Here is a 25,097-nt window from a genome sequence, read left to right as displayed (position 1 = left end):
GGTCTGAACGTCCTTGCGGGGTCGCGGTCCCTCCCAGAGGTGTCTTCTGGCGAGATGGCGGGGATGTCTGTGCCTGCCGGGAACAGTCGCCTGAGAGAAGTAACAGCGTTCTTGTTGTTTTCAACAGCAAATGTGTTTATAGTGGAGGGGTCAGGCAGCGCAGGCCTGAGTCCGGCTCGTCTGCTCGCCAGGCTGCTGGGGCGGGATCGCGTCGCTCCCAGCAGGCCGCCGGGCTAGGCCGCCGGGTCGTGCGCGTCGGACTCGCAGCACCGTCGCTGCCCTCACACCTGGAGAGCACCATGTCCTCACAGTCAGCACAGTCAGCACAGACACCCCGTCCCTCCTCTGCCATCTGCTCCCTGCCTGCCTCCTCCTGCCGGGCGGGCTCACGCACGGACCGGCCAGGCCAGCCCGAGGCCCCGCCCGGGGTGGTGCCGGGGCTGACCCGCTCGGATCCGGGTGCCACCCCGCCCGCCCGGGCCGACCAGGCCCTTGTCGTGGGAGTCGATTTCGGCACGCTGTCCGGCCGTGCGGTCGTCGTCCGGGTCACGGACGGAGCCGAGCTGGCCAGCGCCACCTGTGCCTACGCCCACGCGGTCATGGACACCTGCCTCACGGCAGGTGACGGCAGGGACCTGCCTGCCGACTGGGCGCTGCAGGACGCCTCCGACTACCTCGACGTGCTCCGGCAGGCGGTTCCCCAGGCCCTGGAAGCAGCCCGCCGTGACCACGGGGCCAGTGCCCACGACGTCGTCGGTCTCGCCGTTGACGCCACCTCCAGCACCGTCATGCCAACCAAGGCTGACGGGACGCCCCTGGCCCAGGTGCCCGGCTTCGCCAACCGACCCCACGCCTACGTCAAGCTGTGGAAGCACCACGCGGCCCAGGGGCAGGCGGACCGTCTCACCCGGCTTGCCAGACAGCGCGACGAGCCCTGGCTGGCCCGCTACGGGGGCGTGGTCTCCAGCGAGTGGTCGATGCCCAAGGCGCTGCAGGTCTACGAGGAGGATCGTGAGGTCTTCGAGGCCATGGACCTGTGGGTGGAGGCTGCGGACTGGATCGTGTGGCAGCTGTGCGGTCGTTACGCCCCCAGCGCCTGCACGGTGGGCTACAAGCTCCTTTTCCAGGACGGCCGCTATCCTGACGAGGAGCTCTTGGAGCAGCTGTCGCCGGGGTTCAGCGAGCTGACCAGGACCAGGCTGCCCCACGAGACCTTCCCCCTGGGGTCCGTGGCCGGGCGACTGAGCGAGCAGGCGGCCGAGTGGACGGGGCTGCCGCAGGGGACTGCTGTCGCCGTGGCCAACGTGGACGCCCACGTCACCGCCCCGGCCGCCCAGGCGGTCGAGCCCGGCCAGCTCCTGGCCATTATGGGCACCTCGACCTGCCTGGTGACGGTCAGCGAGGTGCTGGCTGAGGTTCCCGGCATGAGCGGGGTCGTGGACGGAGGCGTCGTCGAGGGGCTGTGGGGCTACGAGGCTGGGCAGTCCGGAGTCGGGGACATCTTCGCCTGGTTCGTGGAGACCTGCCTGCCCGCCTCCTACCAGGAGGAGGCGCGCCGCCGGGGGGTGGGGACCTACGACTACCTGGGCGCCCTGGCGGCCCGGCAGGCGGTGGGTGAGCACGGGCTGGTCGCCCTGGACTGGCACTCCGGCAACCGCAGCGTCCTGGCTGACTCGCGGCTCAGCGGCCTGGTGCTGGGCCTGACGCTGCGCACCAGGCCCGAGGAGGTCTACCGGGCACTGGTCGAGGCCACGGCCTTTGGGGCACGCACCATCATTGAGGCCTACGCGGCAGCGGGGATCGAGGTCACCGAGCTCGTGGCCGCAGGCGGCCTGGTCAAGGACTCCTTCCTCATGCAGGTCTACTGCGACGTGCTGGGGGTCCCCGTCTCGGTCCTGGAGTCTGGGCAGGGTCCCGCCCTGGGGGCGGCTGTCCACGCTGCGGTCGCAGCAGGGTGCTACCCGGACGTGCGGGCCGCCTCGGCGGCGATGGGACGGCGCACCCGTGCGGCCTACACCCCTGATGCCGAGGCTCACGCCGCCTATGACGCCCTGTTCGCGGAGTACACGCTCCTGCACGACTACTTCGGCCGTGGCGCCAACGAGGTCATGCACCGCCTGGGGGACCTGCGACGCCAGGCGGTGCGCGATGACGGTGCCGAGCGGCGCCCCACCGCGCGCACGGGCGGGACAGGGACGGTGCAGGAGACGGCGCAGGGGAAGGAGCAGCAGACATGGCACTGAGGATCGTCGTCGCCGGGGACTCGGTGGGAGCCGACTACAAGGAGGCCATCAAGGCCGACCTGGAGGAGGACCCCCGGGTCGAGGAGGTCATCGACCTCGGAACCGCACCCGGTGAGGAGGCCACCTACCCGGGGCTCGGCTTCGCAGGTGCCCGGCTCATCGCCCAGGGGCTGGCTGACCGGGGGGTGTTCGTGTGCGGCACGGGCATGGGCATGGCCATCTGTGCCAACAAGGTACCGGGGGTGCGCGCCTGCACCGCCCACGACTCCTTCTCCGTGGAGCGACTCATCATGTCCAACGACGCCCACGTGCTGTGCCTGGGCCAGCGGGTGATCGGCCGCGAGCTCGCCCGCAGGCTGGCCGGGGAGTTCCTCGGCTACACCTTCGACCCGGCCTCCCACTCCAAGGCCAACATCGACCTCCTGGACCGCCTGGAGGCCGAGGCTGGCAGCGCAAGCACCTAGACCATCCACCTAGACCACCTACGGCGAAGGAACAACGATGTTTACCGCTTCCGTCGGGATACTCCTCTTCGGTCTCGTGCTCGCCTGCGCGGGCGGGGCCGTCGGTGCCGCGATCGGCGCCAACTACGCTTTTGTCCTCACCGGTGTCTGCGTGCTCGCCTCCTGGGGGGTGTTCGCCGCCACGGGATCGACTGTCGGCTTCGACTACCTGGCTTTTGGGCCGTTCATGGGGCCGCACGTCGCCTTCGCCGGCGGCGTGGCCGCAGCGGCCTACGCCACCTACAGGGGCTACGTGGACGACGGCAAGGACATCAACTCCCCGCTGGCGGGCCTGGGGCGGCCCGATGTGCTCCTGGTAGGGGCGGCCTTCGGCGCCCTGGGCTACCTCTGCCAGCTCGGGATCTCCCAGATCCCCTGGTTCGGGACCCACACGGACTCCGTGGCCCTGACCGTCCTGGTGTCCGCGCTCCTGGCGCGCTGCCTCCTCGGAGGGGCGCCGGGCCGGGGGCTCATGCGCGGCTCCCTGCTCAACCGGGACGCGCTGCCCAGAGACGTCCGGGGGCTGGCCCGGCTCAGGCCCGGTGAGAGCGGCCGCTGGCTCCAGTGGCAGGAGAGGCCGGCCCAGGTGGTGACCATCGGGGTGGTGTTCGGGGCCTTCGCTGGCGGGGCTGCCCTCTTCCTGGCCGCCAACGTGGGGGCGCACCTGGCGGGACGGGGACTGCCCTCCAACCTGGCCGCGGCCAACGCCAACACCTTCGCTTTCGGTATCTCGGCCGTCATCATCCTCTTCCTTATCACCAACAGGAGCATGCCGGTCCAGCACCACGTCACCAACATCGGCGGCCTCGCCGCGGTACAGCTCTTCCCGCTCCTTGAGGGCTCCTCCTTTGCCGACTACACCTGGACGGCCACCTCCTCCTGGGGGCCCGGCACCTGGCTGTCCGCTGTGGGCGCCGTCGGCCTGGCGGCGCTCTTCGGCACGATGACGGCGTTCCTCGCTGAGGCTGCCGCACGCCTGTGGCACAACCGGGGCGTCAGCCACATCGACCCCCCGGCTGCCTCTATCTGGCTGGGCAACACGGTCGTGGTCAGCGTCGCGGCCCTCCTGTCCTGACCGGGAGGACCGCCGTGAGCCGCCCCCACGACCTGACCCGACACCAGGACCCAGCCCTGCTCTCCTTTCCCACGGGGCTCGCCCAGGCCTACGTGTTCGACCTCGACGGCACCATCTACCTGGGGGACCAGCTCCTCCCCGGTGCCAGGAGGCTGATCGCGGAGCTGAGGAGGCAGGGTGTCCCGGTGCGCTTCCTGTCGAACAACCCGACCAGGGACCCGCAGCAGTACCTGGACAAGCTCCGCGGCCTGGGAGTCTGCGTCCACCCCGAGGAGGTCTGCAGCACCGTGGTGACCACGACCCGGTGGCTGCGCGAGCACCACCCCGGTGCCAAGGTCTTCGCCATCGCTGAGGAGCCCCTCAAGCGGGCCCTGGTACAGGCGGGCACCGTCCTGACCGAGGAGCCGGAGGAGATCGACATCGTCCTCGCCTCCTACGACCGTACCTTCGACTACCGCAAGCTCCAGATCGCCTTCGACGCCATCTGGTTCCACCAACGAGCCTTCCTCATCCAGACCAACCCGGACCGGTACTGCCCCTTCCCGGGCGGGCGCGGGGAGCCCGACTGTGCCGCAGTCACCGCAGCCATTGAGGCGTGCACCGGCCACAGGTGCCGGGTCAGCCTGGGCAAACCCTCCCCACTCATGGTGGCTGAGGCGCTGCGGGGCCTGGACGTGGAGGCGTCCCAGTGCGTCATGGTGGGTGACCGCCTGTCCACCGACATCCAGATGGCGCTGGACGCCGGTATGGAATCGGCCTGCGTGCTGACCGGGGAGGCCACCGCCTCCGACATCGCCTCCCTGGAGCCGTCGCGCCGCCCCCGCTGGGTCCTCGACCGCGTCGACCGGCTCCTACCCGCAGGGACGTGGCAGCGGCTGGGGTGGTCCGAGGACGAGTGAGCCGCCCACCAGCCACGACCAGCCTGCCCGTCAACCCACCACGACCACCAGCACGAGACTCAAAGGAGAGAATCATGACTGACGGCACCACCAGCACTAACAGCACTTTCAGCACTTCCAGCGCTTCCAGCGCTGGAAACCAGGGCACCTACCTGATGGGGATCGACTTCGGCACCGAGTCCTGCCGGGTCTCCGTCTGCGACGTCGAGGGCCGCCCCCTGGCCCTGGCGGCTACCGGCTACCCCACCTCCCACCCCCGGCCGGGCTGGGCGGAGCAGGACCCCGAGGACTGGTGGAACGCCCTCCAGGCCTCCACCCACAGGGCGTTGGACAGTGCGGGGATCTCTGCCTCCCAGATCGCGGGGATCTCCTACGACGCCACCACCCTGACACTGGTGGCCATGGACAGGCGCGGCCAGGTGCTGCGCCCGGCCATCATGTGGATGGATGTGCGTGCCACTGAGCAGGCCGCCCGGGCGCAGGCCTCAGACTCCGTGGCCCGTCTGTACAACGGTGGCGGGAGCTCCCCGGCCGTCGCCGAGTGGTACCCCTTCAAGGCCGCCTGGCTCAAGGAGAACGAGCCGCAGACCTACATCCAGGCCGCCCACGTGGTGGACGCGGTGGACTGGGCCACCTACAAGCTCACCGGGGAGTGGACCACCAGCATCAGCTCGGCGGCCCTGCGCATGTACTACAACCGCAGCTACGGGGGGTGGCCGGAGGACTTCTACGAGACCATCGGCTGCGCCGACGTGCTGGCCAAGGTTCCTGAGAGGGTCCTGGACCTGGGTGTGCCGGTGGGGCCGCTGGCCACCATTCCTGCCCAGCTGCTGGGCCTGCGGCCCGGTATCCCGGTGGCCCAGGGGCCCGCTGACGCCTGGGCCGGGCAGATCGGCCTGGGGGTGCTGTCCCCGGGGTCCATGGCGCTTATCACTGGCTCCTCCCACGTGCTCACCGGCCAGTCGGCCACCGAGATCCACGGGCCGGGGTTCTTCGGCGCCTACACCGACGCCGTCGTGCCCGGGCAGTACACCGTCGAGGGAGGGCAGGTCTCCACCGGGTCGGTCCTGAAGTGGTTCAAGGACGGGTTCGCCTCGGACCTGACCAGTGCGGCGGAGAAGGTCGGCCTCAACCCCTACAAGGTCCTTGACGCCCAGGCCGCCAAGATCCGCCCCGGCAGCGACGGACTCATCATCAACGACTACTTCCAGGGCAACCGCACCCCCTACTCCGACTCCAAGGCCCGCGGCATGGTCGCCGGACTGTCCCTCATGCACACCCCGGCCCACTTCTACCGGGCTATCGAGGAGTCGGTGTGCTACGGGACGGCCCACAACCTGCAGGTCATGGCCGAGGCCGGGTTCCAGGTACACCGGATCGTCGCCTGCGGCGGGGCCACCAAGAGCAGGGACTGGATGCAGATGCACGCCGACGTCACCGGTGTGCCCATAGCGGTCACGGAGGTCGGGGACGCCGTGGCCCTGGGGGCGTGCGTGGTGGCCGCTGTGGGAGCGGGCCTGTACCAGGACCTGGGTGAGGCAGCCGCGTCCATGGTCCGTGAGATCGACGTCTTCGAGCCGCGCGCAGAGCTGCACGAGGAGTACCGCTTCTACCTGGACCGCTACTGCGAGCTCTTCCCCCGGGTCCAGGACACCATCCACAAGGTGGTCGACCGTGAGGCCATGCGCTAGAGGGGGCAGCAGTCAGGGAAAGAAAGAACCGGAAAGAAACAGGAGGTAGTGCCATGGAGCATGATCAGGAGCACGAGCAGGACGGGGGAGACCTGGTGCAGCAGGCCCTCAGGGACGCCGACGACACCGACGTCGTGCTGCGGGGCCGGGGGGTGCTCGCCCGCACTGGTCAGGTGTTCACCGGGCTCTTCGGGCAGGCCCGGGGGGTCGTCGTCGCTGACGGCAACACCTGGGAGGCGGCTGGGCGGGCCGTACAGGACTCGTTGCAGCAGGCGGGGGTCGAGCTGGCTGAGCCCTGCGTGCTGCCCGCCGTGCCGACGCTCTACGCCGACTACCGCAACGTGGAGCTTCTCCGGGAGCGCCTGCGCGACCTGGACGCGGTGGCCTGCTCCGTGGGGTCGGGGACCCTCAACGACCTGGCCAAGCTCGCCAGCGAGGAGCTGGGACGCAGGTACATGCACGTGTGCACGGCGGCCTCGATGGACGGCTACGCAGCCTTCGGGGCGGCGATCACCCGGGAGGGGTTCAAGCAGACGATGACCTGCCGGGCGCCCCAGGGGCTCGTCGCCGACCTCGACGTCATTGCCAAGGCCCCCCGGCGCTGCACCGCCTCCGGGGTGGGGGACCTGATTGAGAAGGTACCCGCCGGGGCGGACTGGATCCTGGCGGACGAGCTGGGGATCGAGCCCATCGACCAGGAGGCCTGGGACCTGGCCCAAGGGTCCCTGGGAAGAGCAGTCGGTGATCCCGAGGGGCTGGTCGCGGGACGGGCCGAGGCCTTTGAGGGGCTCCTGGAGGGCCTGGTCATGTCCGGGCTGTCCATGCAGAGGTACCGTGCCAGCTCGCGACCCGCCTCCGGGGCGGGGCACCAGTTCTCTCACACCTGGGAGATGGAGTACCTGGGCGCGGACCAGGAGCCGCCCCTGACCCACGGCTTCAAGGTGGGTCTGGGGACCGTCGCAGTGCTGGCGCTGTGGGAGCGGGTCGTCGGCCCTGGCAGTGCTGGTGATGCTGATAGCGCTGGTGGTATGGACCTGGGCGCCCTCGACGTGGACGCCGCCGTGGCTGCCTGGCCCAGCGCCGAGCAGGAGGAGGCGCGGGTACGTGCCTCCTTCACCGGGGCGATGGTCGAGCCTGCGGTGCGCCAGACGATGGCCAAGTACGTCAGTGCCGAGGAGCTGCGCCAGCGCTTGGAGCTCGTGCGGCGCTCCTGGCCGCAGGTACGACGCCGCTGCCGGGCGCAGCTGGTCGCCGCCGCCGAGGTGGAGAGCCTCCTGCGCCGGGTGGGCGGCGTCTACCACCCCCAGCAGGTCGGCCTGAGCCGCCAGCGGTTCCGTGACACCTACCTGCGCTCGCGGATGATCCGCTCGCGCTACACGCTCCTGGACCTCCTCTACCAGGCCGGAGTCCTGGAGGCGGAGGTGGACGCGCTCTTCTCCGACGGCGGCTTCTGGGCTGCTCGCCCATGGGCACGATAGCTGTTCCGCTGGTCGCGGCGGCGGTCCCCGGACGGTCCGCGAGGTCGCCACCCCAGCGCCGCCGGGCTCCCGTCCCACGTCCGCCACCAGGCAGGCGCCCCCGGCCCTCACTGTCCCGGGGACTGCGGGGCCTCCAGGGACGGTCGTGTCAGCCGGGCGGATCGGCCACCACCAGGCTGACCTCCGCCTCCCGCAGCCGTGCCACCAGGCCGGGGTCAAAGTCGGAGTCGACGACGACGTGGTCGAAGTCGGTGAGGTCGGCGAACTTGAACAGGGCACGACGGCTCATCTTGGTGTGGTCCAGCAGGAGCACCGAGGTGTGCGCGGAGCGCATCATGGCTCGTTTGACCTCCGCAAAGGCCTGGTAGGGGTGGTAGCAGGACAGCCCGGCGATGCCGGAGGCGGACAGGAAGCAGAAGTCGGCGTGCATCGAGGCGATCTGCTCGGTCACGTACTGGCCCATCGTGGCGTGCGCCCAGGGCTGGTACTCCCCGCCCGCCACGACGAGCGTGGCGGAGCGGGCGGAGGCGATCTCGTTGGCTACCAGCAGCGAGTTGGTCACCACCGTCATCGAGCTGAGGTCCGCGACGGCGCGAAGCAGCCAGATACCGGAGGTCGAGTCGTCCATCATGAGTGAGCTGCCATGGGGGACCAGGGCTGCGGCGGCCGAGGCGATGCTCTGCTTGGCCCGCGTGTTCTGCTGCAGACGGAAGTCAGCGTCGGCCTCGTGCAGGCTTGAGGCCAGGGCGACCACCCTGCCCCGGTGCCGTTGGACCATGCCACTGTCCTCCAGGGCGGCCAGGTCCCGGTAGATCGTCATTGTGGACACGCCCGTCAGTGCGGCCAGCTCCTCGACACTGACGTTACCGCGCGCGAAGACCGTCTCGGCGACGGCTAGGCGGCGGTCCCAGGGACTGCCTGGTGGGTCGGGCTGCAACGGGACTCTCCTGCGGGTCGTGGCTGTGGGGCCTTCTCACGCTACTGCCAGCCGTCGCCGGGGTGGCGCCTTGGACGCAGTGACCTGGGACAAGTGCCCTGGGGCTGCGTGGTTCCTGCGGGCACCGGTACGGGTGTACCCGTGTTGTAGCTGGCCGCGTCGGTCCGCTGCACGTGTGCGCGGGGCGAGGGTGGGACCATGTTCCCAGGCCTTCGCGCCCAGGTTCTCTGGCACCCTGGTTCCGGGCACGTGGTGCCCCCCTGGGTGGCAGCACCCGTGGGCTGACCGCGACAGGACGCAGACAGCCTGACAAGACGTGACAACAGAGTGCAGACCACGGCACAGGAGCAGGAGGAACGTATGAGCGACGTGGCTGGTGGGACGCCTCCCGTGTACGCCAGCACTGACGAGCGTGCCTACACCGCCGCCTCCATGTACTACCTCCAGGGTGAGACCATGGAGGTCGTCGCCCGGCACCTGGGCGTGTCACGCTCGACCGTCTCCCGGCTCCTGGCGCACGCCCGCAGCACGGGTCTGGTGCGTATCGAGCTGGAGAGGCCCACGGGCGACTCCGCAGTCGTCAGGCGGCTTCGTGAGGAGTTCGGGGTGCGCGCCCGGCTGGTACCTGTGCGCAGGGGCGCCACGGAGATCCACCGGCTCAGGCAGGTGGCCACGGTGGCCGCCGAGCAGCTGACGGGCTACGTCACCCCGGGGTCGACCGTCGGGGTGGCGTGGGGGACGACCGTCTCTGAGATCGCGCTCTCCCTGCACCGGTCCACGGTCCCCGACGTCACGGTCGTCCAGCTCAACGGCGCCTCTGACGCGGTGGGGGAGGCGCCCTTCGCGGGGGAGGTCCTGGCACGTATCGGCGAGGCCTTCGGTGCACGGACTGTCGCCTTCCCGGTGCCTGCTTTCTTTGACCGGGTCGAGGTGCGTGAGGCCATGTGGAAGGAGCGCTCCATCCGCAGGGTGCTGGCGCTGGCTGACCACACCGACGTCGCCGTGTTCGGCGTCGGTTCCGTGCGCGGGGCGGTTCCCTCCCAGGTGTACCAGGGGGAGCACCTGACCATGGAGGACCGCCGTACCCTGCGTGAGGAGGGGGTGGTCGGCGACGTGTGCACCGTGCTGCTGCGCGCGGACGGCACCTACCGTGGCATCGCCCTCAACGCCCGGGCTACCGGCCCCACACCCGCCCAGCTCGCCCACATCCCGGTCCGGCTGTGCGCCGTCGCCGGGGAGGCCAAGGCCCCCGCGCTCCTGGCGGCCCTGCGGGCCAGGGTGGCCACGGACCTGGTCGTCGACGAGGCCACGGCCTACCGTGTGGTAGAGATCCTGGAGCGACGCCGCTAGGCGGGCCGGAGCGCAGCGGCCAGGCTGGCGCGGGCGAGGCTGACCGTGACCGGGTGTGGCAGAATGTCCCGCCACCAGAGGGAGAGGCGGGTGGCAGGTATGAGCGCTACGGTGGCGCACGTGTCAGGCGGTCAGCCGGATGCGGCCGCCCTGCGGGACGTCCGCCCCGGGGCGGGTGCCATGCCCGGGCGCGCCGCGACGGGCCAGGCAGGGCCGGGCGCGGGAACCCGCACCCTCCTGCGCCCGGCCCGCCCGGCCGACGTGCGGGCCATTGCCGAGCTGGTGCGCCCCTACTCCGACCGCAGGATCCTCATCGCCAAGGACCTTATCTCCTACTTCGAGGACGTCCAGGAGTTCACCGTGGCCGAGGACGTGGCCACCGCCAGCGCGCAGGCCGCCAACGGGTCGGCCTCCCCGGGGTCGGCGATCGTGGGCTGCGGGGCGCTGCACGTCATGTGGGACGACATCGCTGAGGTGCGGACCTTGGCGGTCCACGCCGACCACCGGGGCAAGGGAGTGGGCTCGGCCCTGCTGCACGAGCTGGTCGAGCGCGCCCGCACGCTGGGGCTCCAGCGCCTGTTCTGCCTGACCTTTGAGGTGGATTTCTTCGCCTCCCACGGGTTCTGCATGATCTCGGGCACGCCGGTAGGCACGGATGTGTTCACCGAGATGGTCCGCTCCCACGACGACGGCGTGGCCGAGTTCCTCAACCTCGCCCGGGTCAAGCCCAACACCCTGGGCAACACCCGCATGCTGCTGCAGCTGTGAGGGGACAGCAATGAGGAGGCAGTGGTGAGGAGGCGGCAGGTGGACACCGGGTCCTCCGGGTCTCTCGGGCACCCCGGAGGGCTACAGGCCACCCCCGTGGACGCCCTGGCCCCGCAGCCCGTTGTCTCCTGGTACCGGCGCAGTGCCCGTGACCTGCCGTGGAGGAGGCCTGGGACCACGCCGTGGGCGGTGCTTGTCAGTGAGGTCATGAGCCAGCAGACACCCGTCTCACGTGTCGTGCCGGTCTGGGAGGAGTGGCTACGGCGCTGGCCGGGCCCGGAGGAGCTGGCTGGTGCCCCTGCCTCGGAGGTCCTGCGCGTGTGGGACCGTCTGGGCTACCCGCGCCGGGCACTGCGCCTCCAGGAGTGTGCTCGGGCGGTGATGGAGCAGCACGGGGGAGTCCTGCCCCGCGACAGGCAGGAGCTGCTGCGCCTGCCGGGTGTGGGGGAGTACACGGCCGGGGCGGTTGTGGCCTTCGCCTACGGGCGCCGGGCGCTGGTGCTGGACACGAACGTGCGCCGGGTGCTGGCCCGGGCCGTCGGTGGTCAGGCCCTGCCCCCGCCCACCCTGACCCGGGCTGAGCGGCAGCGTGCTGAGACGCTCCTGCCTCCCGGTGACAGTGAGGCGGCCACGTGGTCGGTGGCGGTCATGGAGCTGGGCGCCCTGGTCTGCACGGCCCGTGACCCCGGCTGCGCCGCCTGCCCCTGGGCGGACAGCTGCGCGTGGGTGGCAGCGGGTCGCCCCGCCGACCGTCACGCCTCCAGGCGTAGGACCCAGGCGTGGCGCGGGACGGACCGCCAGGCCAGAGGCCTGGTCATGGCGGTGCTGCGCGAGACTGACGGACCTGTTGACTCCGGTGTGCTGCGCGACGCTGCGTCGCGGGCGTGGCAGGACGGTCGCGCCGCAGCCGAGCGGCGCTCGCGGGGGCGAGGCGAGCTCGACGCCTCCTGCAACCGGGTGCTGGCCAGCCTGATGGCTGACGGCCTGGTGGTCACGCAGGACGGTGGCGCCACCTTCTCGCTGCCCTGAACCTCCCCCGACACTACCCGCCCTGACCTGTCCGGCTTGTCCTGACCGGTCAGCCCGGCAGCCTGTCCCGGAACGTGCTACAGGTCTGCACCTGTGGCGACGTGGGCGGGGCGGCTGTCTCGCGGGCCACGGGCTGCGGGCTGGGCGCGGGCGGTGGGTGAGGCGCTGGTCGGCAGGGGGAGCGCTCACCGGTACAGTCGTCTCTATGGCTCAGGGACGGGGGAACGACGCTGGCGGGCAGCCAGGGGGCAGGCGAGGGGCGGCTCGCCGCCGTGCCAGTAGTGGCGCCTCCTCCAGCGGCCAGGGCAGGCCGCGCCGTCAGGCCTCCGGAGGCTCCCGCAGCATGTCTCGCCAGAGGCATACCGGTGCCGCCGGAGGGGAGGCAGCCCCGACTGGTGCAGGGCGTGCACCCGGCCGCCCTGGTACCTCTGGCCGCTCTGGCAGCCTGGGAGGCTCGGCAGCCTCCCGGGACAGTCGTTCTGCGGGTGGTCGTCCTTCCCAGGGCGTCCCGGCCCGCTCGGGTGAGCGACACGGCCCGGCAGGCTCCTCTGTGCCCTCGGGCGCCTCTGGCTCCTCTGGTGCCTCCGGTACCCGGACGCGTCAGGCCGTGCCGGGCACGGCCCGTTCTGCTCGCGCCACCTCCACGCAGGCGGGGCGTCCCAGCAAGCGGGCCGCGGCCAGACGCCGCTCCTCCGGGCGTGCTACCGCAGCCGGCGCCCAGGGGGTTCAGGCCCGGCGCGGCACCGGACAGCGCTCGCAGCAGCCGACGTCGCGCTCACAGGCCCAGGCGTCTCATTCTGCTGGTCCTCGGGGCGCGCGCGGTGAGACTCACGGCCCGCGCCCCCCTGCGTCCACAGGCACGGCCGCAGGAGCCAGGGACCGCACCGCCCCAAGGTCCTCACGGCTGCGATCCGCCCGACAGGCTCCCCGGCGCCCTCGCTACGGGCTGAGGCGTCTTGTCTTCGGTGTGACGGCCGTCCTGCTTGTCGTGGGTGCGGGGGCAGGAGCCGTCAGCGGGGCTGCGTGGATGCGTCAGACCATCCGCTCCCAGGAGCAGGAGCGGGCGGCCGCCCAGACCCACACCGTCTACCCCGACCCGCAGGCCTGCGACCCGGCCTCCCTGGCGACGCAGGTCAGCGGCCCTGAGGCCGTCAGCGCTGGCGCAGGTGCCACCTTCGTCCTGCGGGTCACGAACGACGGCGACGTCTCCTGCCTGCTGGACGCGGGCAGCGCCTCGCTGGGGGTCGTGGTCACCTCGGGCAGCCACCAGGTCTGGAGCTCCACGGCCTGCCAGGAGGAGGGCTCGCAGCGTCCCCTGCTCCTGGGGGGTGGTGACTCCACGGAGGTGACCCTGGGGTGGAACGGCTACGTCGCCACGTCGGACTGCGCGCTGGCAGCAGCACCCGCGCCCGGGGCGCAGGCGGAGGCCTCCGCCTCGGCGTCACCGGGCGGGACCCCCGGGCCGGACCAGGCCTCAGCCAGCCCGTCAGCCAGCCTGACGCCCTCGGATCCCGGGGCGGCACCGGAGCCGTCCTCCGCGTCTGACCCTGGGCAGGAGCCCTCGCCCGAGCAGAGCGCGGTGGCAGGTCGGGTCGCGGCGGCCGGGACCTACCGCTTCCGTGTCGTCCTGGGGGACCAGGACCTGAGCGAGGACACGGTCTTTATCGTGCAGTAGCTGCCAGCAGCCGCCAGTAGTTGCGCAGCAGCCGTGCAGCGAGCGGAGCGGGCGGGCTGCTGGCGACCTGGCTGGGTGACCTGGGGTGGCTGACCTGGCTGGCGGGGCTCCTGGGAGGAGGTTCAGGTGGTGTAGCGCTCCACGATGGAGATCTCAGCCAGCCGGGACAGGCCGTCGCGCAGGATCCGCGCCCCTTGGCTTCCCACTCCCTCCACGGCGGCCAGCTCCTCGGTCGTGGCACCCAGCACTGCCTGGAGGGAGCCCCAGTGCTCGACGACCGCCCGTGAGGTGGTGACGGGCAGGCGTGGGATCTTGGACAGGATACGCAGCCCCCGGGGTGAGACCGGGGTGTCCAGGTCCTGCCCGTCGCTGCCTCCTAGACCCATGGAGCGGGCCACCATGGCCAGGTCCAGGAGGGCGGGGGAGCCCACCCACTTCAGGCGGGCCTCCACCGCTGGGGGCTCCAGCCCGGTCGCCAGGTAGTCCTCCAGGAGGAAGCTGTGCTCGGCTGCGAGCCCGCGGGTCAGCTCTTCTACCTGGAGGGCCAGGAGCCGCCCGTCTGTCCCCAGCTGGAGGACGTAGCCGTCGATGTCGGCGGAGATACGTCGCACCATCTCCATGAGCTGGAGCACTGAGGTGACGTCACGCACAGTGACGAGGTCCTCGATCTCCAGGGAGTTGAGGGCGGCGGAGGTCTGGTCCAGGCGGGACTTGTAGCGCTCCAGCGCGGCCAGGGCCTGGTTGGCGCGCGAGAGGATCACCTCGCTGGGGTCCAGGACGTGGCGCCTGCCGTCGACGTAGAGGGAGATGATCCGCATGGACTGGCTGACTGAGATGACGGGGTAGCCGGTCTGGCGGGCGACGCGCTCGGCGGTGCGGTGACGCATCCCGGTCTCGGAGGTCTGGATGGAGGCGTTGGGCAGGAGCTGGACGCTGGCGCGACGGATGCGGTTGGTGTCCATGTCCACCACGACGGCGCCGTCCATCTTGGCCAGCTCGCGCATCCGGGCGGCTGACAGCTCGACGTCCAGGTGGAACCCCCCCGAGCAGATCGCCTCGACCACGGGGTCGAAGCCCAGCACGATGATCGCGCCCGTGCGTCCGCGCAGGATCCGCTCCAGGCCGTCACGCAGGACGGTCCCGGGCGCGACGAGCGCAAGGGTCTCGCGCAGCTGGCTGGCGGCCTCAGTCATCAGTGTCTCCTGGTCGTGTGGCGTCCTCGGTGTGAGGGGCTCAGCGGGCGGTTGCTGCCCGGGAGGCCTGGACGGTCCTGGTGGGGTCCGGGTGCTGGCCGTGCCCGCCGGGGCCATGGTAGCGGCCAGCACCCCGGTCCTGGTCTCTTCACGTGCTGGCCCGTGCCTACGGGGGTCGTGCTGGCTTACGGGTGGGCGTGGCGGCAGGGGCTACCCCTGGGGGAGTGCTGCCCCGAGGGCCTCGCCCACGTGGGACACGGGCAGGACCTGCACGCCCGGCACGGGGCGCAGCTCCTGGGAGCCTGCCAGGGGGACGAGTGCCCGGTCGAACCCCAGGCGGGCGGCCTCCGCCAGGCGCCGCTGGATGCCAACGGTGGCCCGCACCTCCCCGGTCAGCCCGACCTCGCCCAGGGCCACCAGCCCCGTGGAGGTCGGCAGGCCGCGCGCGGCCGAGACCACGGCGAGCGCGACCGCCAGGTCGGTGGCGGGTTCCACGGCGCGCGCCCCGCCTACGGTGGAGACGTAGACGTCGCGGGAGGAGGTGTCCACGCGCACGCGGGCGCCGAGCACGGCCAGTGCCATGGCCACGCGGGAGTGCTCCACCCCGGAGGTGGTCCGCCGTGGCGAGCCCGCGCTGGTGGCCGCGACGAGCGCCTGGATCTCCACTGGTACGGGGCGGCGGCCCTCCAGGGTGACGGTGGCGCAGGTGCCGGGGACCTGTGACCGTGAGGCGGACAGGAACAGGCCGGAGGGGTCGGCCAGGCCGGTGATGCCGCGCTCGCCCAGGTCGAAGCAGCCGACCTCGTCGGTGGGGCCGTAGCGGTTCTTGACCGCCCTCAGCAGGCGCAGGCGGGCGTGCCGGTCCCCCTCGAAGTGGGTGACCACGTCTACCAGGTGCTCCAGGACCCGGGGACCCGCGATCTCGCCGTCCTTGGTCACGTGCCCCACGAGGAGGACGGGGACGCTGCGCTCCTTGGCCACGGCGATGAGCGCCCCCGCCACCGAGCGCACCTGGTTGACGCCCCCGGCGCTGCCCTCCACCTGGGCGGAGGCGACCGTCTGGACGGAGTCCACCACCAGCATGGAGGGGGAGGCCTCCTCCACGTGGCCCAGGAGCGCGCCCAGCTCGGTGACCGAGGCCAGGAGCAGGCCTGGGTCCAGGGCGCCGATGCGCTCGGCCCGCAGCCGGACCTGGGAGGCGGACTCCTCCCCGGTGGCGTAGAGGACTGGGCCCTCGCCGCGCGCGCGGGCGGCTGCGGCTGAGCGTGCCGCGACGTCGAGCAGCAGCGTGGACTTGCCCACCCCGGGCTCACCAGCCAGGAGGACCACCGCGCCGGGGACGATCCCGCCACCCAGGACACGGTCCAGCTCCTCGACGCCGGTGGAGCGGGCCCGGGCCTCCTCCGCGCTGACCTCCCCGATGGGACGCGCGGGCTCAGCAGGCGGCACCGCCGGGGTGGCGGGCAGGCCGGGTGTCCCGGCCGGGCCGCCTGCCGGGGAGGGGGAGGTCTCCTCCAGGGTGCCCCACGCACGGCACTCGCGGCACTGTCCCTGCCACTTGGGCGCGGTCCAGCCGCACTCGGTGCAGCGGAAGGAGGGGCGTGGTGCTCTTCTGGTCGTCGTGCTGGTCATGGTGCTGGTCATGCTGGTGGTCCCGGTTGCTGTGTGGTTGCGGAGGGCGCGGCTGTGGAGGCTGGCATGCAGGCAGGGTAGCCGGAGGATGTGACAGCATCGCGGGGCGAGGCAGCCGGGGATGTGCCAACAATCGGAGCGGTGGCCTGACGACGCTGCTGCCCGCTGTCTCGCCCAGCCCCTGCCCTCCACCTCGCTGCGGGCCGGAAGCAGCAGATGGCTCCGTCACACGGTGGGGAGCCCGGCCGAGGTCGGTCGGAGGTCGGTCGGATCTGTCATCAACGACAGGTGGTGCGTTGGTAGACGAAAGTCGGTCCCAGGAGTGTGGTTGCTACTGCGTGACCGACAAGAGGGTTACGGTAATAACATGACTGACAGGTGCCGGTTGGCCTCGGCCACGGAAGGAGCCCACCGATGCCCTCGTCCTTGCCACGTGTGACGGGAACGAGGCCAGTAGCGCGTACAGGTGCTGACCGTGCGTGACTCGCGTGAGCCCCGGCCCGTCGCCACCCCTGTGCCTGGGGGTGACGACGGGCGTGCGCGTGATGTGAGGGCGGTTGTCGATGTTCAGAACCTGACCTTCTCCTATAAAAGGACCCCGGTACTTCTCAGGGTGTCGTTCAGTGTCTACCCGGGTGACTTTGTCGCCATGATCGGTCCCAACGGCTCGGGAAAGTCGACGCTGTGCCGGGTCCTGCGAGGTATCGTCCCCACCCCGTCGGGGGCGCGCGTCGAGGTCGGGGGCGCGCCCGCCGGGTCTGCACCGGCCCTGCGCATGACCTGCTACACCGCCGACAACGACCACGTGCCCCGGTTCCTCAGCGCCCAGGAGTACGTCCGCTTCCTGGCTCGGCTCCACTCGGCGCCTGGACGCCGGATCAGGTTCGACCCCGACGCCGTCGACAATCTGTTCGCCACGCTGGGCATGGGAGGCCGGACCCGCGACCTCATGACCGGCTACTCCCACGGCATGGTGAAGAAGACCCAGCTGGCTGCGGCCCTGCTGGTCAGCCGCCCCGTCACCGTCGTGGACGAGACCATGAACGGTATCGACATCGAGGCGCAGTACCGTATCGAGGGGGTGCTGCGTGAGTACTGCGCCGCCGGGGGCGCGGTCATCATGTGCAGCCACGACTTCTCCATGCTGCAGCGCTGCGCCAACCGGGTCATCATGCTCGACGAGGGCTATGTCGTCGAGGACGCCTACACGCAGTCGCTGAGCCGGCAGTCCACGAGCATTGAGGACCTTGTCACCGGCTACCTAGGGGTCGGTGGTGGGTAGGGGCGCGGTCCTGGAGAGGCCGGCACGCCTGGTGCAGGTGCTCCGTCTCCTTGGCCTCTACATCGTGCGGGTGGTGGTCTCCCGCGGGATCCTGGCCTCCAGGACGGTGCGTCGTGTCCTGCTCCTGTGCGTCACGGTGACAGGCGTGCTCATGAGCTCCCTGTCCTACCTCTTCCTGCGCCAGTCCAGCGGTGACGCGGAGGTTGCGGTCTTTGTCTTTCGGCTGATGGCTGGCTCGGCCCTGCTCTGGGCGCTCCTGTCGGTCCTGGTCGTCCGCGTGCTCGTCCAGGGGTCCCCGGAGATGATGGCGACGACGGCCCTGCTGCCGGTCACCGCCCGGGAGCGCCAGCACGCGGTCAACGTCCTGGAGGCTGTGCTGGCCGCCTGTGTCAGTGCGGCCGCCCTGTTCTCCTTCACCGCCGGGGCGCTTCTTGCCTACGGGGCACCGGTTCTGGAGGAGGTCCTTGCCTGCGTCGTCCTGCCCTGCCTGAGTGGCCTCACCGTCCTGCTGGTCGTGTGCCGCCTGGTGGACCTGGCCATGGCGGCAGCTGGTATAGGAGGGACGAGGGCGAACGTCATCATCCTTGCCCTCATGCTGGCAGTGGTGCGCTCCTGGGGGTGGGTGTCGGACTACACCAGGCGCGTCAGCGCCTCTGCGCTGGACGGCGGGGAGGAGCCCTTCACGCTGTGGCCGCTGGTCTTTCACGACCTGCTGGCGGTGCACGGTGTGCCCGCCCTCCTGCTCGCTGCCGTGGCGGCCACCATGACTGGGGCGGTGCTGATCCTCCTGGTCCCCGCGCCGCCGGTGCCTGTGAGGCCGCGCTACTACGCCCTGCGCCTTCCCGGCAGGCTGGTGGCCCTGGCGCCGTCATTCTGCTATCACCTGGCCCAGGCGGCCCGCAGCAGATTTGTCGTGGACAACCTGATGATCTCCGGGGCGGCGGCGGTTCTCATTCTTGCCCTGCGGGCGCCGATCAGCTCCGTGTGGGCGGCTGAGCCCGTGGTCATGGGAGGCTTCTTCCACTACGCCAGCGTGAACCCGGGGCTCTTGGTCTTCCTTCCCCGCCAGAAGGCCGGCTGGCTGTACGCGCAGATGGTCGGGGCGCAGGTCGTCGTCGTGCTGCCCCTCATGGTGTGTGCCCTGCTCCTGGACGCGATGGCGGGAGTAATAACGCCGCAGGCCTCAGCCATTGCCTGCGCCAGCGTGATCTCCTCCGCGGTGGTGACGGTCTCGGTCGGCTCGATCATGCCGGCCCACGATGACAACCCGGTCTCGGTCCTCCTGGGCACGGCGATTATCGGTGTCATCCTGCTGCTGGCCGCCCTGATGCTGGGAATTGTCCAGCTCCCGGTGGTTGTCAATATCTCTGCGGCCGTCGTTGGCTGGATTGCTGTAGCGGCTATAGGTGTCGCAGGAATCAGTTACAATAGAAAGGTGTCTCACTCATGAGGATCATGATGAGGGTCCTGCTCTCCGCCATGACGAGCCTTGTGGGGACGCTGGCTCTGGCGGTCTTCTCCATTCTCTCCATTATGTTCCAGACCACGGAGGAGGAGGCGTACCGAACTGCCCTCTTTGGCTCTGTCTTCTTTCGCTCTGAATTGCTGGATAACGGAAACATCGGGGCGTCTGCGGGGATTCACTCTTTCGCGCCGTATAACTTGGAGGGTAACTAGTAGTATGTGGGAGATGGGATCGATATATGTAGAGAGAATCTGGTGTGCAGATCGGATGCTATCTGGGTACTGTGTTGTGACTTGAGGAAGTTGTGGTGAGATTTTCTAGAGCTTGGTCAACGGGTCTTGATGCTGTGGGGTGAGGGTGGTAACGTGCGTTTAACCGAGGGCCGCATCCCTCGGGTACCTGACGGAAGGAGTGATGATGCGGAAGAAAATAAGAAGAGCCCCCCTTCTGGGTGGAGGGCTTGCCCTGCTCCCGGCTCTTGCACTCGCCCTGTGGGGCGTGCAGGCTGCTCCGCCTGCCACAGGGTCGCAGGGCGAGCCGGATGTCGAGGCGGTCCGGGACGCTGTTGTCGAGTACCAGGAAGAGGTTGACGCACAGTGGACGGCCGCAGATAGCGCGGATGGTGACGCGTCAAGCGGCAGTGCCCCTCTTACGACTGTTGAGAGGCAGAACCGGGGTGTTCGCGACCGCATGATTGCTGAGGGTATTCCGGTCGTCTCTGCGACGAGCGAGGTGACTGTGCTGGAATCTGGTTTCCAGGAGGATGGAACGGTTCTGGCAGTTGTCAGCGTCTCGACCACCATGCTGTACGGTGGTTCCGATTCTTCCGAGGACCCAGGAGTTGTGACGGATCGTCACGAGATCACCCTGTCGGGTACTGACAGTGCTGGATACTCCGTCTCCGAGGATGTCGTCGCGGACAGGTGAGGCGGTGGGTGATCCTGCGGACGTTCCTGCCGATTATGCTCCGGAGGAGTCGTCAGCAGACAAAAGTCAGGGCTCTGCGGGGAGCGTGTATGGTGCAGGAGGATCTACCGCTTCCGCGGTCGCTTTTCCGGGCTATAATGAGACCTCTCCCGATCGGCGGTTGATGGTCGAGTACGCGATAAAGTGGACATCTTCTCCTTATGACGGCGATGAGGCTGATGACTTCAATCCCGAATTTCCTCGTGAAAAGAATAACTGTGCAAACTTTGTGTCGCAGGTCTTGCGTGCAGGTGGGTGGGAGTATGAGGGAGGGGTCAATCCTTATGACACCAGCAACTGGACAACCAATCTGACGGGACCGGCGGGTCCTTCGCGCACGTGGATCAATTCGGCCTACCAGTACACATATGTCAGGAATGGGTCCTACGGTTGGCTCGACAATATTTGGAACGCGGTACCGGGGGACCTCCTATACGTAGATTGGGATCCCGACGGGCGGGCTGATGGCACCATAGACCATGTTATGGTTGTCACGGGTAGATCGCTAGTGTCCGGCTCTCCAAGAATATCTCAGAAGACGCTCAACCGATCTAATATTCCGCTCACGCAGTCGATTGCCATAGCCGAGGAGCAGGGGAAGGAGGATATTGTCTGGTATGGCTTGAAACGGCAGTGATGTTATGATTGGCCTCCTTTGTGGTCACATCGGCACTTGCTTAGGAACCTGAGGAAGTTCTCCGTTACCCGTCAAGAAAGGCCGCTCATGCGCCCTGAGATACAGGTTGGGCTCGCTGTCACGGCGCTGTTTGGTGCCCTCGCCGTCGCGGCAGGATGGCTGCCATGGGCTCCCTTCATGAGAGGTGCTGGGCACCGCGTCGTCAGGACGGTGGTCAGCCTGGCCGCAGTGCTCGGCATCTTCACGGCGTGGACTTGGACCTGGGCTGACGTGCAGGTGGCGTACCAGTTCGGCGACGGAATGGCGCTGTGTGGTGGCAGCATACTGTTCATGCTCCACACCGCCCCGGAGTACGTGGAGGGGCTGTCCCATGACTGCGTGGTCCGCAGCCGGGTCGGTGTGGGCCTGCTCCTGGCGGCGGCGATAGCCGTGCTGCTGCTGGAGTGCTGGGTGCTGCGGAAGGTGTCAGCGCGCCGACGAGCCAGGGCGGTCTCCTCAGAGGCCACCGACCACCCGGGCAGCGGCCTCTGAGAGGACCGATGGGGAACCTGGAGGGGCCGTCTGGTGGCCAGCCTGGTACCCCAGTAGGTGGCTCGCAGGCTTGCCCGACCACCCCGCTAGTAGACGGCGGCGTGTGCTGCCGCTACTGGCGGCGCTGCCGACGCTCCAGCGCCTGGCGAGCGCGCTGTGCCACGGCCTCCCCGGTGAACCCGTAGTCCTCGAACAGCTGGGTGCCGGGCGCGGAGGCCCCAAAGTGGTCAAGAGAGACGACCTCGCCGCTGTCACCCACCAGCTCGCGCCAGCCCATGGCGACCCCCGCCTCCACGGAGACCTTGACGGCCTGGGCTGGCAGCACCGAGGCGCGGTAGTCCTCCGGCTGCTGGGCGAACCACTCCAGGCAGGGTGCGGAGACCACCCGGGTCGGTACCCCCTGGGCCTGGAGGATCTCCCGCGCCTCCATGGCGACCCCCACCTCGGAGCCGGTGGCCACCAGGACCACGGCCGGTGCCGTAGCGGCTGCCTCGCCCTCCGCAGACTGGGCGGCGGCCTCCCTCGCCTCGGCCAGGACGTAGGCCCCCTCGTGCACCCCGGCGGCGGCGGTCCCGGGCGTGGCGTAGACGGTGAGGTTCTGGCGGGACAGGACAAGGGCTGCGGGCTTGTCGGGGCGGCACAGGATCTCCACCCAGGCGGCAGCGGTCTCGTTGGCGTCGGCGGGGCGGACCACGGCCAGCCCGGGAATGGCGCGCAGGGCGGCCAGGTGCTCAACGGGCTGGTGGGTGGGGCCGTCCTCGCCCACCCCGATCGAGTCGTGGGACCACACGAAGACCGTCCCGATCCCCATGAGGGCGGCCAGGCGCACCGCCGGGCGCATGTAGTCGGAGAAGACCAGGAAGGTCCCCCCGTAGGGGCGGGTCAGCCCGTCCAGGGCGATACCGTTGAGGATGCCGCCCATGGCGTGCTCGCGCACACCGAAGTGGATGGTGCGCCCGTAGGGTCCGTCACCCTCCTTGCGCGCCACCGAGGCGGGCAGGAAGGAGGGCTGGCCAGCCATGGTGGTGTTGTTGGAGCCCGCCAGGTCCGCCGACCCGCCCCACAGCTGGGGCACCACCGGGGCCAGGGCGGACAGCGTCGCGCCGGAGGCCACGCGGGTGGACACGGACTCGCCCAGCTCCCAGGTGGGCCGGGACTCCTCCAGCTCCACGGGGAGGTCTCCGGCCTCCATCATCCCGAGCAGCCAGGCCTGGTCGCCATGGGTGTGCCGCCACTCCTCGAACCGGGCGTCCCAGTCGGCCCGGGCCGCCTCGGCGCGCAAGTCCGCCTGGGCGCGTGTGTGCTCCAGCAGCTCCTCGGGCACCTGGAAGGTCTGGTCGGGGTCCAGGCCCAGGGCCGTCTTGAGGCCTGCGACCTCCTCGCTGCCCAGCCTGGCCCCGTGGGAGGACTCGTCGCCCTGCTTGGTGGGGGAGGGCCAGGCGATCACCGTGTGCAGGCGGATGAGGCTGGGGCGGCGGGTCTCTGCCCGGGCCTGCTCCAGGGCGGCGTGGAGCGCGTCGTAGTCCTCGTGGTAGGTGCCCCCCGCTGTCCAGTCGACGTCGAGGACCTGCCAGCCGTAGGCCTCGAAGCGGGCGGAGGGGTCCTCGGTGAAGGCGATGTCGGTGCCGCCCTCGATGGAGATGTCGTTGTCGTCGTAGATGGCGATGAGGTTGCCCAGCTCCTGGGTGCCCGCCAGGGAGGCGGCCTCGGCGGTGATCCCCTCCTGCATGCACCCGTCGCCCATGATGGTGTAGACGTGGTGGTCGAAGACGGACTCCCCCAGGGGGGTGTCGGGGTCGAGCAGGCCGTGCTCGTAGCGGGCGGCCATGGCCATGCCCACCGCGTTGGAGAAGCCCGCGCCCAGCGGGCCGGTGGTGGTCTCCACGCCGGGGGTGTGGCGGTACTCGGGGTGGCCCGGGGTCAGGGAGCCCTTCTGGCGCAGCTGGCGCAGGTCCTCCACCTCCAGGCCGTAGCCGGCCAGCACCAGCTGGACGTACTGCAGGAGGGAGGCGTGGCCTGCGGACAGGACGAACCGGTCGCGCCCCAGCCACCTCGGCTCGGCCGGGTCGCAGCGCATCTCGTGCTGGTAGAGCAGGTAGGCGACCCCGGCCAGGGAGATGGGTGTGCCCGGGTGCCCGGACCCAGCCTTCTCCACAGCGTCTGCGGCCAGTGCCTTGGAGACGGCGATGGCCTGGTGGTCGAGGTCGCTGAGCAGAGGCTCCGTAGTCATGGGTGCTCCTAGCTGCGTGGATGTCGCTCGTTGGTGCGTGAAGTTGTGATGTCGCTTGATGTCGTCGTTGCTGACTGTTGTGGCTTGCTGGCTGCCCGAAGCATTGTCCCCCCGGACGCAGGATGTGAGCAACATGTCATCGTAGTGGTGCCGCTGGGATGCCTGCGCCAGGCAGGGTGCATCGCGTTCGCTTGCTCACACCCACTCGGCAGGGTTGGCGACGACCCCCTCCAGGACCGCCCAGGCCGCGCCTGTGGCACCCGGTGTCTCGTCGGAGGGGGCGGGCAGCACGCGCGGGGGTGACCAGGGGGAGGCCAGAACTCGTCGGTTCAGCTCGGGCTCCAGCTCGGGACGCAGTACCTCGGTCAGGGGCGCCAGGTGGCCTCCCAGGATGACTGCGGGGATGTCCAGGATGTTGACCGCCGCGCCCAGGGCCACCGCCAGGGCGTGGGCGGCTGCCGACACCGACGCCCGCGCCGCCTCCTGGCCCTCCTGCCACGCGCGCACCAGCTGGCTGGGGGAGGCGTCCTCGCCCAGGCCCGCCCCGGTGAGGATGACCCGGCGCCCGGCGTAGCGCTCCAGGCAGCCCCGGTTGCCGCACCCGCACTCAGGCCCGTCCGGGTCCACCTGGACGTGGCCCACCTCCCCGGCGAACCCGGCCGAGCCGTGGATGACGGCGCCGTCGCGCACCAGCCCGGCACCGATCCCGTTCTCCCCGGACAGGTAGATGAAGTCGGTAGTCTCTGCCCGGGCGCCCGGGCGGGTGCGGGCGGCCACCAGCGCGCCGAAGTCGGCCTCGTTACCCACCAGCAGCCTGCCGCCGACCTGGCCCAGGCGTGAGGCCAGGCGGGTGGCCGGGGCCACGCCCGACCAGCCGAGGTTGGGGGCGCGCAGCAGGGTGCCCTCGCTGACCAGGCCGGGCAGCGCCAGGGCCGCACCGACCAGGCGCACCTGGCCCAGGGCGGGGGATGCCAGGACCTGCTCCATGAGCCTGCCCAGGCGTTCCAGCGTGTCCGCCGGGTCCGAGCCCGCCAGGTCGGTGGTCACCACCTGCTCGGCCAGCACCGTCCCGGACAAGTCAATAGCCCGTACTGCCATGCGGGAGACGTTGACCTCCAGCCCCAGGGCCGCCATCGTCCCCCCGGCCGGAGCCAGCGGCACAGCCGGGCGCCCCGGCCCTGTGGACGCCGCAGGCGGGAGCTCGGCGAGCACACGCCCGGCCACCAGCTCGTCAACCAGTCGGGAGGCGGTGGAGCGGGTCATGCCGGTGGCTGCCGCCACGTCGGCCCGTGACAGGGGCGTGGGGGAGGTGAACACCTGCTCCGCCACGAGGGCCAGGTTGGCGTCACGCAGCGAGGACTGGCTCACGGAGGAGGCGGGCCGTCGTCTGGAGGGCAGCGAGGAGGAGGCTGACGAGACGGGGCGGGCCGCCGTGCGCCCTCCCGGGCGGCGAGGTTTGTGGCTCACCCCTTGACCCTACCTCACCGCCATGCCATAGTTGTTCCAACAAACA

21 protein-coding genes are annotated in these 25,097 nt (G+C 70.2%); 16 read left to right on the top strand and 5 right to left on the bottom strand.

Annotation, left to right across the window (positions count from 1 at the left end; translation table 11 throughout):
* Positions 1 to 299: 299 nt before the first annotated feature.
* The 6 genes from CWS50_RS09640 (at position 300) to CWS50_RS09615 (ending at position 7,889) form a co-directional block, all read left to right on the top strand.
* Positions 300 to 2,243 (top strand): ribulokinase, encoded by a 1,944-nt coding sequence (locus CWS50_RS09640; RefSeq protein WP_127842621.1) that lies wholly within the window; start codon positions 300 to 302, stop codon positions 2,241 to 2,243.
* The gene (locus tag CWS50_RS09635; protein WP_127842620.1) at positions 2,234 to 2,707 is read left to right on the top strand and encodes an RpiB/LacA/LacB family sugar-phosphate isomerase; all 474 of its coding nucleotides are present in this window, start codon (positions 2,234 to 2,236) and stop codon (positions 2,705 to 2,707) included. Before CWS50_RS09640 ends, CWS50_RS09635 begins: the two co-directional genes overlap by 10 nt.
* 37 nt (positions 2,708 to 2,744) lie before the next feature.
* Positions 2,745 to 3,821, top strand: coding sequence for a DUF7973 family transport facilitator (locus CWS50_RS09630; RefSeq protein WP_127842619.1), 1,077 nt, complete (start codon positions 2,745 to 2,747; stop codon positions 3,819 to 3,821).
* 32 nt (positions 3,822 to 3,853) lie between these two features.
* Entirely contained in the window at positions 3,854 to 4,720 is an 867-nt protein-coding gene (locus CWS50_RS09625; protein WP_127843390.1) for an HAD-IIA family hydrolase, read from the top strand.
* 74 nt (positions 4,721 to 4,794) lie between these two features.
* The gene (locus CWS50_RS09620) at positions 4,795 to 6,411 is read left to right on the top strand and encodes an FGGY-family carbohydrate kinase (RefSeq protein ID WP_127842618.1); all 1,617 of its coding nucleotides are present in this window, start codon (positions 4,795 to 4,797) and stop codon (positions 6,409 to 6,411) included.
* Between the two features lie 53 nt (positions 6,412 to 6,464).
* Complete coding sequence (locus CWS50_RS09615) at positions 6,465 to 7,889, top strand: sn-glycerol-1-phosphate dehydrogenase (RefSeq protein WP_127842617.1); 1,425 nt, start codon at positions 6,465 to 6,467, stop codon at positions 7,887 to 7,889.
* 148 nt (positions 7,890 to 8,037) lie between these two features.
* Here CWS50_RS09615 and CWS50_RS09610 read toward each other — a convergent pair whose 3' ends face one another.
* Complete coding sequence (locus CWS50_RS09610) at positions 8,038 to 8,826, bottom strand: DeoR/GlpR family DNA-binding transcription regulator (RefSeq protein WP_206610396.1); 789 nt, start codon at positions 8,824 to 8,826, stop codon at positions 8,038 to 8,040.
* 360 nt (positions 8,827 to 9,186) lie between these two features.
* Between CWS50_RS09610 and CWS50_RS09605 the strand changes: the two genes are divergently transcribed.
* The 4 genes from CWS50_RS09605 (at position 9,187) to CWS50_RS13575 (ending at position 13,648) form a co-directional block, all read left to right on the top strand.
* Positions 9,187 to 10,176, top strand: coding sequence for a sugar-binding transcriptional regulator (locus CWS50_RS09605; protein ID WP_127842616.1), 990 nt, complete (start codon positions 9,187 to 9,189; stop codon positions 10,174 to 10,176).
* A 180-nt stretch (positions 10,177 to 10,356) separates the two neighbouring features.
* The gene (locus tag CWS50_RS09600; RefSeq protein WP_206610516.1) at positions 10,357 to 10,944 is read left to right on the top strand and encodes an amino-acid N-acetyltransferase; all 588 of its coding nucleotides are present in this window, start codon (positions 10,357 to 10,359) and stop codon (positions 10,942 to 10,944) included.
* Positions 10,945 to 11,040: 96 nt separating this feature from the next.
* Complete coding sequence (locus tag CWS50_RS09595; RefSeq protein ID WP_371854603.1) at positions 11,041 to 11,973, top strand: HhH-GPD family protein; 933 nt, start codon at positions 11,041 to 11,043, stop codon at positions 11,971 to 11,973.
* A 205-nt stretch (positions 11,974 to 12,178) separates the two neighbouring features.
* Complete coding sequence (locus CWS50_RS13575; RefSeq protein ID WP_243118273.1) at positions 12,179 to 13,648, top strand: hypothetical protein; 1,470 nt, start codon at positions 12,179 to 12,181, stop codon at positions 13,646 to 13,648.
* A 122-nt stretch (positions 13,649 to 13,770) separates the two neighbouring features.
* On the opposite strand, the gene disA is transcribed toward CWS50_RS13575, so the two are convergent.
* Both disA and radA read right to left on the bottom strand, forming a co-directional pair.
* Positions 13,771 to 14,841 (bottom strand): DNA integrity scanning diadenylate cyclase DisA, encoded by a 1,071-nt coding sequence (disA, locus tag CWS50_RS09585; protein WP_127842613.1) that lies wholly within the window; start codon positions 14,839 to 14,841, stop codon positions 13,771 to 13,773.
* Positions 14,842 to 15,051: 210 nt separating this feature from the next.
* Positions 15,052 to 16,485, bottom strand: a complete 1,434-nt coding sequence (gene radA / locus CWS50_RS09580; RefSeq protein ID WP_127842612.1) for a DNA repair protein RadA — start codon at positions 16,483 to 16,485, stop codon at positions 15,052 to 15,054.
* Between the two features lie 463 nt (positions 16,486 to 16,948).
* Between radA and CWS50_RS09575 the strand changes: the two genes are divergently transcribed.
* The 6 genes from CWS50_RS09575 (at position 16,949) to CWS50_RS09550 (ending at position 21,354) form a co-directional block, all read left to right on the top strand.
* Positions 16,949 to 17,755, top strand: coding sequence for an ATP-binding cassette domain-containing protein (locus tag CWS50_RS09575; protein WP_206610395.1), 807 nt, complete (start codon positions 16,949 to 16,951; stop codon positions 17,753 to 17,755).
* A gap of 37 nt (positions 17,756 to 17,792) precedes the next feature.
* Positions 17,793 to 19,205 (top strand): hypothetical protein, encoded by a 1,413-nt coding sequence (locus CWS50_RS09570; protein WP_127842611.1) that lies wholly within the window; start codon positions 17,793 to 17,795, stop codon positions 19,203 to 19,205.
* Positions 19,202 to 19,432, top strand: coding sequence for a hypothetical protein (locus tag CWS50_RS09565; protein ID WP_127842610.1), 231 nt, complete (start codon positions 19,202 to 19,204; stop codon positions 19,430 to 19,432). Before CWS50_RS09570 ends, CWS50_RS09565 begins: the two co-directional genes overlap by 4 nt.
* A 199-nt stretch (positions 19,433 to 19,631) precedes the next feature.
* On the top strand, positions 19,632 to 20,147 hold the full coding sequence (locus CWS50_RS09560; protein ID WP_127842609.1) for a hypothetical protein: 516 nt from the start codon (positions 19,632 to 19,634) through the stop codon (positions 20,145 to 20,147).
* A gap of 163 nt (positions 20,148 to 20,310) precedes the next feature.
* Complete coding sequence (locus tag CWS50_RS09555) at positions 20,311 to 20,823, top strand: amidase domain-containing protein (protein WP_164860119.1); 513 nt, start codon at positions 20,311 to 20,313, stop codon at positions 20,821 to 20,823.
* An 87-nt stretch (positions 20,824 to 20,910) separates the two neighbouring features.
* Positions 20,911 to 21,354, top strand: a complete 444-nt coding sequence (locus CWS50_RS09550; protein WP_127842607.1) for a hypothetical protein — start codon at positions 20,911 to 20,913, stop codon at positions 21,352 to 21,354.
* A 112-nt stretch (positions 21,355 to 21,466) separates the two neighbouring features.
* Here CWS50_RS09550 and tkt read toward each other — a convergent pair whose 3' ends face one another.
* Positions 21,467 to 23,584: a transketolase gene (tkt, locus tag CWS50_RS09545; protein ID WP_127842606.1), complete on the bottom strand. Its 2,118-nt coding sequence runs from the start codon at positions 23,582 to 23,584 to the stop codon at positions 21,467 to 21,469.
* 195 nt (positions 23,585 to 23,779) lie between these two features.
* A complete protein-coding gene (locus CWS50_RS09540; RefSeq protein ID WP_127842605.1) occupies positions 23,780 to 25,051 on the bottom strand; it encodes an ROK family protein in 1,272 nt (423 codons plus the stop codon).
* Between the last annotated feature and the right edge of the window lie 46 nt (positions 25,052 to 25,097).

It is taken from the genome of Actinomyces wuliandei, from assembly GCF_004010955.1.
GTDB lineage: Bacteria > Actinomycetota > Actinomycetes > Actinomycetales > Actinomycetaceae > Actinomyces > Actinomyces wuliandei.
This window is presented reverse-complemented; position numbering and strand designations above follow the sequence as displayed.

Excerpts from the sequence above, each read along its gene's own strand:
- CWS50_RS09640 (WP_127842621.1), top strand. The coding sequence starts at position 300 with ATGTCCTCACAGTCAGCACAGTCAGCACAGACACCCCGTCCCTCCTCT.
- CWS50_RS09635 (WP_127842620.1), top strand. The coding sequence starts at position 2,234 with ATGGCACTGAGGATCGTCGTCGCCGGGGACTCGGTGGGAGCCGACTAC.
- CWS50_RS09630 (WP_127842619.1), top strand. The coding sequence starts at position 2,745 with ATGTTTACCGCTTCCGTCGGGATACTCCTCTTCGGTCTCGTGCTCGCC.
- CWS50_RS09620 (WP_127842618.1), top strand. The coding sequence starts at position 4,795 with ATGACTGACGGCACCACCAGCACTAACAGCACTTTCAGCACTTCCAGC.
- CWS50_RS09615 (WP_127842617.1), top strand. The coding sequence starts at position 6,465 with ATGGAGCATGATCAGGAGCACGAGCAGGACGGGGGAGACCTGGTGCAG.
- CWS50_RS09605 (WP_127842616.1), top strand. The coding sequence starts at position 9,187 with ATGAGCGACGTGGCTGGTGGGACGCCTCCCGTGTACGCCAGCACTGAC.
- CWS50_RS09600 (WP_206610516.1), top strand. The coding sequence starts at position 10,357 with ATGCCCGGGCGCGCCGCGACGGGCCAGGCAGGGCCGGGCGCGGGAACC.
- CWS50_RS13575 (WP_243118273.1), top strand. The coding sequence starts at position 12,179 with ATGGCTCAGGGACGGGGGAACGACGCTGGCGGGCAGCCAGGGGGCAGG.
- disA (WP_127842613.1), bottom strand. The coding sequence starts at position 14,841 with ATGACTGAGGCCGCCAGCCAGCTGCGCGAGACCCTTGCGCTCGTCGCG.
- radA (WP_127842612.1), bottom strand. The coding sequence starts at position 16,485 with ATGACCAGCACCATGACCAGCACGACGACCAGAAGAGCACCACGCCCC.
- CWS50_RS09565 (WP_127842610.1), top strand. The coding sequence starts at position 19,202 with ATGAGGATCATGATGAGGGTCCTGCTCTCCGCCATGACGAGCCTTGTG.
- CWS50_RS09555 (WP_164860119.1), top strand. The coding sequence starts at position 20,311 with ATGGTCGAGTACGCGATAAAGTGGACATCTTCTCCTTATGACGGCGAT.
- CWS50_RS09550 (WP_127842607.1), top strand. The coding sequence starts at position 20,911 with ATGCGCCCTGAGATACAGGTTGGGCTCGCTGTCACGGCGCTGTTTGGT.
- tkt (WP_127842606.1), bottom strand. The coding sequence starts at position 23,584 with ATGACTACGGAGCCTCTGCTCAGCGACCTCGACCACCAGGCCATCGCC.